Genomic DNA, 13,133 nt, shown 5'->3' with positions numbered 1-13,133 from the left:
ATCAAGTAACTGTTTAGTTACTGGCTTGGGGGGGCCGGGCGACGCCCACTCCCGCCGCTCGATAAACTGACAGGGAGGAACAAGATGGCGCGTCTCGGGATCATTTTGCACGGCGTTACGGGCCGTATGGGCTACAATCAGCATCTGGTGCGATCGATCCTTGCGATCCGCGACCAGGGCGGCCTATTCCTGAAATCCGGCGAGCGGCTGGAGATCGATCCGATCATTGTCGGCCGCAACCGCGACAAGATGGAAGAGCTGGCGAAGAAGCACAACATCAAGCGCTGGTCGACCGATCTGGACGCGGCGCTCGCCAATGCGGACGATCAGATATTCTTCGACGCCGGCACGACGCTGATGCGCGCCGAGCTGCTTTCCAAGGCGCTCGACGCCGGCAAGCATGTCTATTGCGAAAAGCCGATCTCCGACGACCTGGAGGTCGCAATCAAACTTGCGAGGAAAGCGCGCGCCTCCGGCCTCAAGCACGGCGTCGTACAGGACAAGCTGTTTCTTCCCGGCCTTCGCAAACTGGCGCTGCTGCGCGATTCCGGCTTCTTCGGCAAGATCCTCTCGGTGCGCGGCGAGTTCGGTTATTGGGTATTCGAAGGCGACTGGGGGGTTCCGGCGCAGCGCCCGTCCTGGAATTACCGCAAGGGCGATGGCGGCGGTATCATCCTCGATATGCTCTGCCACTGGCGCTATGTGCTCGACAATCTCTTCGGCGAGGTCAAAGCCGTCTCCTGCCTCGGCGCCACACATATCCCCCGCCGTGTCGACGAACAGGGCAAGACTTATGACTGCGATACGGACGATGCGGCCTATGCAACCTTCGAGCTTGACGGCGGCGTGATCGCTCAAATCAATTCGTCCTGGGCGGTGCGCGTACGCCGCGACGATCTCGTGACTTTCCAGGTGGACGGCACCCATGGTTCTGCCGTCGCAGGCCTGACGAGTTGCTGGGCGCAGCACCGGGTCAACACGCCGAAGCCGGTGTGGAATCCTGACCAGCCGCAAACGATCGACTTCTACAAGACCTGGGACGAGGTGCCGGATACGCAGGTGTTCGACAACGGCTTCAAGGTGCAATGGGAAATGTTCCTGCGCCATGTCGCCGAGGACGCACCGTGGCCTTACGGCTTGGAAGCAGGTGCCAAAGGCGTGCAACTTGCGGAACTGGGCTTGAAATCCTGGGCCGAGCGCCGCTGGCTCGACGTCCCGACATTGGAGTTCTGATATGCAAACGCTCAATCTTCCCCTCGATGGCAAGATCGCGCCCTATACGCTGAGCGGCACGCCGATCGAACTCAAGAAGCGCGACGCCAAGGACTTTCCGCGCGTGGTCTTTGCCGCGGCCCACGTTGTCGCCGACCCGCTGGCGGACAATGATCCATGGCTGACGCCGGCGATCGACTGGGAGCGTACGCTTGCCTTTCGCCACCGCCTCTGGGATCTCGGCCTCGGCGTTGCCGAAGCAATGGATACCGCACAGCGCGGCATGGGCCTTGGCTGGCCGGAAGCCCGCGATCTCATCCGCCGTGCGCTGGCCGAGGCTCGCACCCGCAAGGATGCGCTGATCGCCTGCGGCGCTGGAACGGACCATCTGACACCCGGCCCGGATGTCACGATCGATGCGATCATCAAGGCATACGAGGAGCAAATTGAAGCCGTCGAGGCGGAGGGTGGGCGCATCATCCTGATGGCAAGCCGTGCGCTTGCCGCCGCCGCCAAGGGGCCCGACGACTATATCCGCGTCTATGATCGCATCTTGCGGCAGGTCAAGGAGCCGGTCATCATCCATTGGCTCGGCGAAATGTTCGACCCGGCGCTCGAAGGCTATTGGGGCAGTCCCGACCACATCAAGGCGATGTCGACCTGCCTGCAGGTGATCGAGGCCAATGCCGCGAAGGTAGACGGCATCAAGGTGTCGCTCCTTTCCAAGGAAAAGGAAGTGACGATGCGCCGCCAGTTGCCGAAGGGCGTGCGCATGTATACCGGCGACGACTTCAACTACGCGGAACTCATCGCCGGCGATGAGCAGGGTCATTCTGATGCGCTGCTCGGCATCTTCGACGCGATCGCTCCTGCCGCTTCCGCGGCCATGGAAGCGCTCGGCCGCGACAGCAACCGCGAATTCTTCGACCTGCTCGATCCGACGGTTCCGCTTTCGCGCCACATTTTCAAAGCGCCGACACGCTTCTACAAGACCGGCGTCGTGTTCCTCGCTTATCTCAACGGCCTACAGGACCATTTCACGATGATCGGCGGGCAAGAGAGCGCTCGCTCGCTGACCCATCTGGCGGAACTCTTCCGCCTGGCCGACCAGGCACGCGTTCTTGCCGATCCCGATATGGCGATCAGCCGGATGAAGCGGGTGCTCGAAGTCCACGGCGTTCACTGACATCATCGCGTGCGGGAGAAGCTAATGCAGGTCGAGGGACTTTCGATCAATCTTGCGACAATCCGAGAACAGTGCGGCTTTGCGGAGGCAGTGGATATCTGCCTCAAGCATGGCATCACGCAAATTGCGCCCTGGCGGGATCAGGTCGCGAAAGTAGGGCTCGAAGAGGCCGTCCGCATTGTTCGATCCAACGGATTGAAGCTTACCGGCCTTTGCCGCGGCGGCTTCTTTCCGGCCACCGATCGGGCGGGCTGGGAAAAGAACCTCAACGATAACAGGCGTGCGATCGACGAAGCCGCCGCACTCGGCGCCGATTGCCTGGTGCTCGTCGTCGGGGGGCTGCCGGGCAGTTCCAAGGATATTGCCGCAGCACGGCAGATGGTGTCCGACGGCATTGCCGCGGTCCTGCCGCACGCAAAGTCGGCGGGCGTGCCGCTGGCAATCGAGCCGCTGCATCCGATGTATGCCGCAGATCGGGCCTGCGTGAACACACTCGGCCAGGCGCTCGATATCTGCGAGCAGCTCGGCGAAGACGTTGGCGTTGCGATCGACGTCTATCACGTCTGGTGGGATCCGGACCTCGCCGAGCAAATCGCCCGTGCCGGACGCATGAAACGTATCTTCGCCCACCACATCTGCGACTGGCTCGTTCCGACAAAGGACATGCTGACCGATCGCGGCATGATGGGCGACGGCGTGATCGATTTGAAAGGCATCCGGCGCATGATCGAGGAGGCAGGCTTCCTCGGCGCTCAAGAGGTCGAAATCTTTTCGGCGGACAACTGGTGGAAGCGCCCGGCAGACGAGGTCATCGCCACCTGCGTCGAGCGGTATCATAGCTGCTGCCAGGCTTAATTGGATATATTCGTTTCAGCACGTATGAAGGAGGATCATTCGATGGAGAAACGCCGCTTTGCACTGATCGGAACCGGCAACCGCGGAACCACCATGTGGGGGAAGGAACTGCTCGCCGGCTGGCGCGAGCATGTGGATCTCGTCGCCATCGTCGAGAAGAACTCGCTACGCGGAGAACGGGCGCGCACGATGATCGGCAGCAATGCGCCGATCTATGACGACATCGACGCGATGCTGAAGGAGGTGAAACCTGACCTTATCATCGTCTGCACGCCGGACCATACCCATGACGCGATCGTCGTGCGGGCGCTCGAGGCGGGAATCGACGTCATCACCGAAAAGCCGATGACCACCGCAGTGGACAAGATCCGCCGGATCATCGATGCCGAGAAACGCACCGGAAGGCGCGTCGACGTATCCTTCAACTACCGCTATGCGCCGACCGCAGCCAAAATCAAGGAGCTGCTCAATTCCGGAGAGATCGGCCGCGTCACCTCGGTCGATTTCCACTGGTACCTGAACACCAAGCATGGCGCGGATTATTTCCGGCGCTGGCACGCCTATACTGAAAAGTCCGGCAGCCTGTTCGTTCACAAGGCCACCCACCATTTTGATCTGCTGAACTGGTACCTCGACAGCGATCCGGAAGCGGTGACATCGTTTGCCGACCTGCAGAATTACGGCCGCAAGGGTCCCTTCCGCGGTCCGCGCTGCAAGCTCTGTCCGCACACGCATGAATGCGACTACTATTTCGATCTCGGTGCCGATCCCTTCCTCGACCCGCTCTACGAGGATCCTTCGAGGATCGACGGCTACTTCCGCGACGGCTGCGTCTTCCGCGAGGATATTGACATTCCGGACACGATGGTCGTCAGCATCCGCTACCGCAACAACGTCCACGTCTCCTATTCGCTCAACACCTTTCAGCCGATCGAGGGGCACCATCTGGCGTTCAACGGCACCAGGGGGCGGATTGAAATCCGTCAGTACGAGTCACAGCCGTGGGAAGTCCCTAAGGAGGATGAGATCTTGCTCATCCGCAATTTCCCGAAAGGAAAGGATGCGGTCGAGCGAATTCGTGTGCCCTATTCCTCCGGCGGCCATTTCGGCGGCGACGACCGACTGCGCAACATGATCTTCAAACCCGGCATGGAGGACCGCCTGCAACAGCGGGCGGGAACGCGTGCGGGTGCGATGTCGGTGCTTTGCGGTCTTGCAGCATTGGAGAGTTCGCGCACGGGCAAGGTCGTCAAGCTTGCCGACCTGATGCCTGAACTCGCCAATGACGGCTCGCCGAACTCCCGGAAAGCCGAATAGCCTCAGGCGATCTTTCCGAGATCCGCTAGGGTGATGCCGTAAAGAAGCGGCTCGCCCTTCAGGAAACGTTCGATCTCATCGACGGCCATTTCTCCGAGGCGCGCGCGCTCCAGCCCGACGGCGCCGGCGATATGAGGCGTCAGGAAGACATTCGGCAGATCGTAAAACGCCGACGAGGGTCCGGGGATTTCGGGATCTGTTACGTCGATGATGGCGTCGATTCGGCCCGTCGAGAGCGTTGCCAGGAGCGCGGCCTCATCGATGATTGCGCCGCGTGACGTATTGATGAGCGTGGCGCCGTCCTTCATCAGAGCAAGCTTCGTCGCGTCGATCATATGCCGGGTGGACGGCAGGGACGGCGCGTGAAGCGAAACGATGTCCGAAACCTTCATGAGAGTGTCGAGATCGACCCTTTCGGTTCCAAGCTCCATGGCTTCAGTCGCACTGATCGTGGGGTCGGAAAGGACGAGCCTGTAGTCGAAGGGCTTCAGCAACTCAATGACACGTCGGCCGATGCGCGATGCGCCGATGATGCCGACCGTGCGCCGGTAGTTACCGATTGGCAGGCGCTGCATGGGATATGTGCGGTCGCGATTGCGGTCCGCGACATAGAGATCGCGAAAGCGGAAAACCTGTTTGCCGGCAAAGAGAATGGCGGCGAGGGTGAACTCCGCGACCGGGACGGCATTGGCCTCCGCCGCATGGCTGACGGCGATCCCGGCCCTGAAAATCTCCTCGCCGATGATCCCTTTGACGGTGCCGGCCGCATGGGCGACGATCTTCAGGCCCTTCGCCGCCGCAAGCACGTCGCTGCCCACCTGCGGGGCGCCCCAACCGGTGATCAGAATTTCCGTCTCGGAAAGCACGCGCCGGGCACGCTCGTCTGTAAAATTCTGCAGCGGATCGCGATCGAGTACGCGGCCAAGGCGTTCCAGGCGCTGAAGCGAGTCATCCGCGAGGACGTGCTCCGTCCGGGCCGGATGCATGGCGAATGCGATACCGGGGCGGCTCATGGCATCTGCCCCGGCGCTTCGATGGCGCTGACGGTGATGCCGTGCTTTCTAACGTGCTCCTCAAGGGCTGCGATGTCCGGCGCGGCCGGCCGTTTCGCCCAGATGCCGGAAACAGCTTGCGGATCGTTGAACGCGAGCACGGCCGTAACCAGCACGGTTTCGCCGGCGGGGGTTTCGCCGCGCAACTGCGGAACCAATGTCTTGGCAACGATCAGGTTGGTATTCGGCAAGGCTTTCTGCGCGAGCCCCATCCGCTTTACGGTCGAGCCGAGATCGGCGATGCCGGAAAAATCAGCCTCGCCGATGACATGCGCGGCACCTGCCTCCGCCGAGAGCGTGTCGAGGTCGAAATCCCGCTTGGCGATCGCAAAGCCGCCTTCGGCCGTCTGCAGCGGCCTTGGCGTGTTGATCCTGTGCACACGGATATGCCAGGGTGCGGCGGGCACAAGCCAGGTTTCGACCGTGACATCCTTGAACGGCGACCATTTCGCATAAAGCATATCGCCTGCAATTTTGGCTGCCGTATTGGTCTCGCGAACACGGTAGTGCAATCCGTCGTCACTGAAGGCCAGGGCGGAATCGAAGGCGCCACCGGCGAAACTGCGCTCGTCGGCTTCGACACTGAAACCGTAGCGCGCCGAGTATGCGAATTTTACGTATTTTTCCGTGCCAAAACGCATCTGGAGATTTTCCTGGCCGGAGGAAAGCGCCACGACATCGCTGCCGGCGCGCATGATGACCATGCCCGGGTGGCGCTGCGGCGAAGTGACGGGCCCTGGTTCCGGCACCTTCTCCTTCGCCGTCCAGAACGGGTGATCGGCAGGGATCGCCAGCGGCAGGAAAGCCTTGAAAGCCCAATAGGGTGAGCCGGCCGAATTATAGCTCTCCGACATCAGAAGATTGGGATAGCCGAAACCGATCGACAGGACGCCATCGCGGTTCGCGATCGGCTTGTCCCTCCACCAGCGGAGGTGTTGGAGGCAGAGGTGCTTGACCTCGCCCCAAGGCAGGGCTTCCAGATCGGCGAAAGCGAGCGCCGACCAGAAGCCCGCGCAGGCGAAGCGGTATGTCAAACTCCGGCCGAAGGGAATTGTCGCGCCATCGGCTGTAAACCAGTTCTTGAAGTCCTTTGCGAAGAGCACGGCCCGTTCGCGATAGCGCTTGGCATAATCGTCCTCGACGAGCTTTGAATAGATCAGGCCGTAAAAGTGCATCGCGAAGGGAATGTAGTGATCGACGCGGCGTACATTGCCGTCGCGATACCAGCCATCCCCGATGTAGAAGCCTTCCAGTTCCTCCAGATACTGCCTGGTAAGGCTGCGGTCGAAGTAAGCGCCCAAGCGTTCAAGCGCGATGTCGACAAGGATGCGAAAGAATTTCCAATTGTTATCGGCATAATCGAACTGACGTGCATGCTTGAGATAGGCGACGACATTGTTTCGGGCACGCGCATCGAGCGGTTCCCAGATTTTTTCCGGAACGAGCGCAAGCGCAAAACCAAGTGCGGCAAGTTCCACCATGCGCTGGTCACGGCCATTGACCGTACCCCAATATTCTGGGTGTTCCGGATCGGCGCCATTGGCGAGGCCTTCGGCGAAGCGGCTCCAATGCTCGAACCGGCTGTTTCCCGCACCAAGCGGAGCAAGGCCCCACAAAGGGCGGGCGAAACCTTCCAGATCGGCCGCGGCACGATCGAAATGCGCAGCAGCGCCATCGAGCCGCACGCGGGCATTGCCCTTGGAGAAAAAAGGAAGCAGCGGATTGAAGAGATCGAGGAGCGCTCGGCTCATGTCGTCGCGTGTTTCAAGCGGATTGCCTGCAAGCGGATTGGCGCTGGCCGGATCATAGGTCATCTGAATCACTCACGAGGTTGCGGCTTCAGGCACGGTGCCCCCGGCAACCGGGATCACCGCGTGGCATATGTGACGGGCAGGTGCCGCCCGGTCGCGGAAACGGGACATCATCAGGCCCACCGCCTCGCGCCCCAGGGCCGCGCGATCGACGCGCATGGTGGCGAGAGGAGGCTTTGTCATCAAAGCGCAGGGCAGATCGTCGAAACCAACGATCGCGAAGTCTTCCGGCACGCGAAGGCCGGCTTCCGTAACCGCTTCCAGCACGCCGACGGCAATGAAGTCGTTCATGCAGAAGGCAGCCGTAAAGCCGGCGTCCTCCGCGAGGATCGCCGCCATCAGTTCATGCGCCTCACGGCTGGCGCTGCCATGAAAGGTCATCGGCACAAGCCGCCCTTCAGCGCCCTGAACTGAAGCGACCGCTGCCTCGAAACCACGTACACGCTCCCGGATCGTATTGCGGTGCGAGCCGGTGAGATGCAGGATGCGCCGGTGGCCGGCCCTGAGTAACCGCTCGGCACCCTGGTAGGCGCCGAAAAAATTCGACGGTGAAACGCCATCGAGGCGAAGCATCGGATCCGTGCCGTTGACGAGGACGGCCGGAACCTTCTCGGTGTCGATCCAGTCGCGCAGGGCTTCGTTCGGGTCGATGCCGACCAGGAAAAGTCCCTCAGCGCGTGCCGAGGTCAGATAATCGTGAACCACCTCGGGGCCTGCCCGGTCTTCCCGGACGAGACGAATCTCGAAAGGCATTCCGTTTTCGGCCGCACCCGCCCTGAGACCCTCCACGATGGACTCGTAGAAAACGCTGAGCCCGCCTGTGACGCCGTCGCTGGCGATCAGAGCAAGGCCGCCCGGAAGTGGGTCTGCCGCGGATTTCACCTGGTACCCGTGCTCGGCGGCCACACGCAGAATGTGCTCGCGCACGCTGTCGCTGATGCCCGGCTCGTTGGCAAGCACGCGCGAAACCGTCGAGATGGAGACACCGGCTGAGGCTGCAATATCGGCCTGGCGAGGCCGGCTGGGTCGAATTCTGCTCATGCGGCAAGTCTATGCAAATCGTGCAAATTTGCAAGTAAAAGATATTTTATTGCAAACCATATTTTTTTGCGTACTCTGTCGCATGACATGTCCGAGGATCGTTGGAGGACGGCACGGGCAGGCGACAAAGGAGGATCATCATGCAGATCAATCGACGTTCATTTCTGATGGGGTCGGCCGGCGCAGCTGCTGGCCTCGCCTTCGGCGCCGGCGGCGCTGCCCCGGCCTTTGCCGAAGATGTGGCGTTGCGCGCAATGTGGTGGGGTTCGAACGATCGCGCCAAGCGCACGCTCGATGTTACAAAGCTTTATCAGTCAAAGACGCCGGGCGTGACGATCGTCGGCGAGTCGCTCAGCGGCGATGGCTACTGGACGAAGCTTGCGACACAGATGGCCGGCCGCGCGATCGCCGATGTGTTCCAGCTCGAGCCGAGCACCATCTCTGACTATTCCAAACGCGGCGCATGCCTGCCCCTTGACGAGTTCATACCCGTGACGCTCAAGGTCGATGCCTTCGGCAAGGACATGCTGAAGCTGACGACCGTTGATGACAAGATCTATGGCATCGGCCTGGGCCTCAACTCTTTTGCGCTGTTTTTCGACCAGACGGCCTTCGAGAAGGCGGGGCTTGCGTTGCCGACGCCTGACCTCACCTGGGACGAATATGCCAAGCTTGCCGTCGAGCTTACAAAGGCTGCCGGCAAGGACAATTATTCGGGCGGCCCCTACGGCGCCCGCTATACCTATGTCTTCGATGCCTGGCTTCGCCAGCGAGGCAAGAGCCTTTATGCCAACGGCACCCTCGGCTTCGATGTCGCGGATGCCAAGGAGTGGTACAGCTTCTGGGAAGACCTGCGCAAGAAGGGCGGCACAGTGGCGGCCGACGTGCAGACCCTCGACCAGAACACCATCGACACCAACTGCCTGGCGCTTGGCAAATCCGCCATGGGCATGGCCTACTCGAACCAGCTCGTCGGATATCAGCTGATCTCGAAGAACAAGCTGGCAATTACGTTGCTGCCGCGGGAAAAGAAGGGCGGGCCTTCCGGACACTATTATCGTCCCGCCCTCATCTGGAGCGTCGGCGCGACGACGAAGAACGGCGAAGCGGCCGCGAAATTCATCGACTTCTTTGTCAACGACGTCGACGCCGGCAAGATCCTCGGCGTCGAACGCGGCGTGCCGATGTCTCCCACGGTCCGCGAGGCGATCCTGCCGAACCTCAATCCGAGCGAGCGGGCCACTGTCGATTATGTCAACCTGCTCAAGGATCAGGTCGGGGACTACCCGGCGCCCGCGCCCCTCGGCTCGACGGAATTCGACCAGCGCCTGTTCCGGCCGCTCGCCGATGAACTCGCTTTCGAACGGACGACGCCCGCCGATGCCGCGGCACGGCTTGTTGAGGAAGGCAAGGCAAAGATCAGGAGCTGAATGAGATTTCGCTTCTGGAAGCGCCGCTTGGATAGCTGGATTCGGCCCGCCATCGGCGGGACGCGTCAAGTCGACCGCGTCCTGCCGATGGAGCTCGATGTCATTCGAAGGGTAGTGGCCGGCGAAACGCCTGATGCGCCGTTGACCGTGACCTGGAACGCAAAAGCCCGCCGGTTAGGCGGCCTTTTTGGCTATGATCGTTGTGGTTGGTTACTGTTGCCGGATTTGAGCCTGCGGCCTTCAGGTTATGGTGGGCTTTGCGAACGACGAGCTACCATCACCAGCGAAGATGAAGCCTTCGCGCCGGCGATAGCCGGGTCCTGCGGTATTTCGGGATTGGGAAGATTTGGTTGCGGGGGCAGGATTTGAACCTGCGGCCTTCAGGTTATGAGCCTGACGAGCTACCGGGCTGCTCCACCCCGCGCCATCTAGGTAAGCCGCTGCGCGGCTTATCCGGTTTGCGTAAATCCCTTCGGGATTTATCGCGATAGCGTCACCGCTTTAGCGGTGATGCCACTGCCTGAGCAAATTGCCGAAGGCGATTTGTCTCATGTAAGGGGCGCACAGGCAGATAACCCGTGCCGTGCCCCAGCATTTCGCATTTCATTCTGTATATAGGGCCCTAAAGCAGAAAGGACCGCTTTTGGGCGGCCCTTTTTGATCGGCTTGGGCCGTTTTCGTGATGAGAAGATTTTTTGTTGCGTTTTGCAGACCTGGCAGCGACCTACTCTCCCGCGTCTTGAGACGAAGTACCATGGGCGCTGGGGCGTTTCACGGCCGTGTTCGGAAAGGGAACGGGTGCAGCCACCCCGCCATAACCACCAGGTCAGCGAAGCGCAACGAATTGAGAAGCTGGTGCAGTTTTCACTGCGTTTTTAGTCTTGAACACGTCTTGGCGCACCAACCGGACGAACACTGCGGGATAAGCGCTGGGCGCTTACCCTGGGTTCGCCGGGGCCGTCGCAAAGGCTTTCGCCTTCGCTCTGTCAGGACAAGCGCTTCGCGCTTGCCTTGAGATGAGCATGGTCAATGAGAACGATCAAGCCAATCGAGCTATTAGTACCGGTAAGCTTCATGCATTGCTGCACTTCCACACCCGGCCTATCAACGTGGTCGTCTTCCACGGCCCTGATAGGGAACACTCGTTTTCAGGTGGGTTTCCCGCTTAGATGCCTTCAGCGGTTATCCCTTCCATATGTAGCTACCCTGCTATGCCCTTGGCAGGACAACAGGTCCACCAGAGATATGTCCATCCCGGTCCTCTCGTACTAGGGACAGATCCTGTCAATATTCCTACACCCACGGCAGATAGGGACCGAACTGTCTCACGACGTTCTGAACCCAGCTCACGTACCGCTTTAATTGGCGAACAGCCAAACCCTTGGGACCTGCTCCAGCCCCAGGATGCGATGAGCCGACATCGAGGTGCCAAACAACCCCGTCGATATGGACTCTTGGGGGTCATCAGCCTGTTATCCCCGGCGTACCTTTTATCCGTTGAGCGATGGCCCTTCCACGCGGGACCACCGGATCACTATGACCGACTTTCGTCTCTGCTCGACTTGTCAGTCTCGCAGTCAGGCGGGCTTATGCCATTGCACTCGACGACCGATTTCCGACCGGTCTGAGCCCACCATCGCGCGCCTCCGTTACTCTTTCGGAGGCGACCGCCCCAGTCAAACTACCCACCATACACTGTCCCGGATCCGGATAACGGACCGCGGTTAGACATCCATGACGATAAGGGTGGTATTTCAAGGATGGCTCCACGAAGACTGGCGTCCCCGCTTCAAAGCCTACCACCTATCCTACACATGCCGACACGAATGCCAGTGTAAAGCTATAGTAAAGGTGCACGGGGTCTTTCCGTCTGACCGCAGGAACCCCGCATCTTCACGGGGAATTCAATTTCACTGAGTCTATGTTGGAGACAGCGGGGAAGTCGTTACGCCATTCGTGCAGGTCGGAACTTACCCGACAAGGAATTTCGCTACCTTAGGACCGTTATAGTTACGGCCGCCGTTTACTGGGGCTTCAGTTCAAAGCTTGCACCTCTCCCTTTAACCTTCCAGCACCGGGCAGGCGTCAGACCCTATACGTCGTCTTGCGACTTCGCAGAGCCCTGTGTTTTTGATAAACAGTCGCTACCCCCTGGTCTGTGCCACCCCATCATGGTTGCCCAAAATGGGGTCACGCTTCTTCCGAAGTTACGCGTGCAATTTGCCGAGTTCCTTCAACATAGTTCTCTCAAGCGCCTTGGTATACTCTACCTGACCACCTGTGTCGGTTTCGGGTACGGTCTATACGGTGGAGCTGTTTCCTGGAACCGCGTCCCTGCGAGATCAATCCAATAAGACCTCACAAGTTGAGCAATCCGTCACTACCACCAGGCCCACGAATATTAACGTGGTTCCCATCGACTACGCGTGTCCGCCTCGTCTTAGGGGCCGGCTAACCCTGCTCAGATTAACTTTAAGCAGGAACCCTTGGTCTTTCGGCGAGAGGGTCTCTCACCCTCTTTATCGTTACTCATGTCAACATTCGCACTTCCGATACCTCCAGGATGCCTCACGGCTGTCCCTTCACAGGCTTACGGAACGCTCCGCTACCACGTGCACAAGTGCACATCCTCAGCTTCGGTGCATGGCTTTAGCCCCGTTACATTTTCGGCGCAAAGACCCTTATTTAGACCAGTGAGCTGTTACGCTTTCTTTAAATGATGGCTGCTTCTAAGCCAACATCCTGGTTGTTTTGGGATCCTCACATCCTTTCCCACTTAGCCATGACTTGGGGACCTTAGCTGGAGGTTAGGGTTGTTGCCCTTTTCACGACGGACGTTAGCACCCGCCGTGTGTCTGCCTGATAGTACTCCTGGGTATTCGGAGTTTGGTTAGGATCAGTAAGACGGTGAGTCCCCATAGCCCATCCAGTGCTCTACCCCCCAGGGTATTCGTCAGACGCTCTACCTAAATAGATTTCGCGGAGAACCAGCTATTTCCGAGTTTGATTGGCCTTTCACCCCTAGCCACAAGTCATCCCAATCTATTGCAACAGATGCGGGTTCGGTCCTCCAGTTGGTGTTACCCAACCTTCAACCTGCTCATGGCTAGATCACTCGGTTTCGGGTCTAATGCAACAAACTAAATCGCCCTATTCAGACTCGCTTTCGCTTCGCCTACACCTACCGGCTTAAGCTTGCTTGTTACACTAAGTCGTTGACCCATTATAC

9 protein-coding genes, 1 tRNA gene and 2 rRNA genes are annotated in these 13,133 nt (G+C 59.8%); 6 read left to right on the top strand and 6 right to left on the bottom strand.

The window, feature by feature from the left end; translation table 11 throughout:
• Positions 1–84: 84 nt before the first annotated feature.
• Genes ACPYOI_RS15530 through ACPYOI_RS15515 form a run of 4 tightly spaced genes read left to right on the top strand, consistent with a single transcriptional unit; the run spans position 85 to position 4,570 of the window.
• A complete protein-coding gene (locus tag ACPYOI_RS15530; protein ID WP_481415620.1) occupies positions 85–1,233 on the top strand; it encodes a Gfo/Idh/MocA family protein in 1,149 nt (382 codons plus the stop codon).
• 1 nt (position 1,234) lies between these two features.
• Positions 1,235–2,398, top strand: coding sequence for a dihydrodipicolinate synthase family protein (locus ACPYOI_RS15525; RefSeq protein WP_481415619.1), 1,164 nt, complete (start codon positions 1,235–1,237; stop codon positions 2,396–2,398).
• 24 nt (positions 2,399–2,422) lie between these two features.
• On the top strand, positions 2,423–3,253 hold the full coding sequence (locus tag ACPYOI_RS15520) for a sugar phosphate isomerase/epimerase family protein (RefSeq protein WP_481415618.1): 831 nt from the start codon (positions 2,423–2,425) through the stop codon (positions 3,251–3,253).
• 42 nt (positions 3,254–3,295) lie between these two features.
• Entirely contained in the window at positions 3,296–4,570 is a 1,275-nt protein-coding gene (locus ACPYOI_RS15515) for a Gfo/Idh/MocA family protein (protein WP_481415617.1), read from the top strand.
• Between the two features lie 2 nt (positions 4,571–4,572).
• Here the strand turns inward: ACPYOI_RS15515 and ACPYOI_RS15510 are convergent, their stop codons facing one another.
• The 3 genes from ACPYOI_RS15510 to ACPYOI_RS15500 are packed head-to-tail and all read right to left on the bottom strand — an operon-like array spanning position 4,573 to position 8,474.
• Positions 4,573–5,583 carry a hydroxyacid dehydrogenase gene (locus ACPYOI_RS15510; protein ID WP_481415616.1) on the bottom strand — a complete coding sequence of 337 codons (1,011 nt, stop codon included), beginning with the start codon at positions 5,581–5,583 and terminating at the stop codon, positions 4,573–4,575.
• On the bottom strand, positions 5,580–7,436 hold the full coding sequence (locus ACPYOI_RS15505) for a DUF2264 domain-containing protein (protein ID WP_481415615.1): 1,857 nt from the start codon (positions 7,434–7,436) through the stop codon (positions 5,580–5,582). The genes ACPYOI_RS15510 and ACPYOI_RS15505 overlap by 4 nt, the downstream gene beginning before the upstream one ends.
• Positions 7,437–7,445: 9 nt before the next feature.
• A complete protein-coding gene (locus ACPYOI_RS15500; RefSeq protein ID WP_481415614.1) occupies positions 7,446–8,474 on the bottom strand; it encodes a LacI family DNA-binding transcriptional regulator in 1,029 nt (342 codons plus the stop codon).
• A 140-nt stretch (positions 8,475–8,614) separates the two neighbouring features.
• On the opposite strand from ACPYOI_RS15500, the gene ACPYOI_RS15495 reads away from it, so the two are divergent.
• Positions 8,615–9,904 (top strand): ABC transporter substrate-binding protein, encoded by a 1,290-nt coding sequence (locus ACPYOI_RS15495; protein WP_481415613.1) that lies wholly within the window; start codon positions 8,615–8,617, stop codon positions 9,902–9,904.
• Positions 9,905–10,273 (top strand): hypothetical protein, encoded by a 369-nt coding sequence (locus tag ACPYOI_RS15490; RefSeq protein ID WP_481415612.1) that lies wholly within the window; start codon positions 9,905–9,907, stop codon positions 10,271–10,273.
• Here ACPYOI_RS15490 and ACPYOI_RS15485 read toward each other — a convergent pair.
• The 3 genes from ACPYOI_RS15485 to ACPYOI_RS15475 form a co-directional block, all read right to left on the bottom strand.
• Positions 10,252–10,328: transfer RNA gene (locus ACPYOI_RS15485), tRNA-Met, on the bottom strand. The genes ACPYOI_RS15490 and ACPYOI_RS15485 overlap by 22 nt on opposite strands.
• A gap of 287 nt (positions 10,329–10,615) precedes the next feature.
• Positions 10,616–10,730: ribosomal RNA gene (gene rrf, locus ACPYOI_RS15480) — 5S ribosomal RNA — on the bottom strand.
• Positions 10,731–10,939: 209 nt separating this feature from the next.
• Positions 10,940–13,133 (bottom strand): 23S ribosomal RNA (locus ACPYOI_RS15475); the annotation flags it as partial.

This window comes from Rhizobium sp. SVR5-2C (assembly GCF_056755115.1).
The sequence above is the reverse complement of the archived record's forward strand: the minus strand, read 5'-3'. Positions and strand labels throughout refer to the sequence as shown.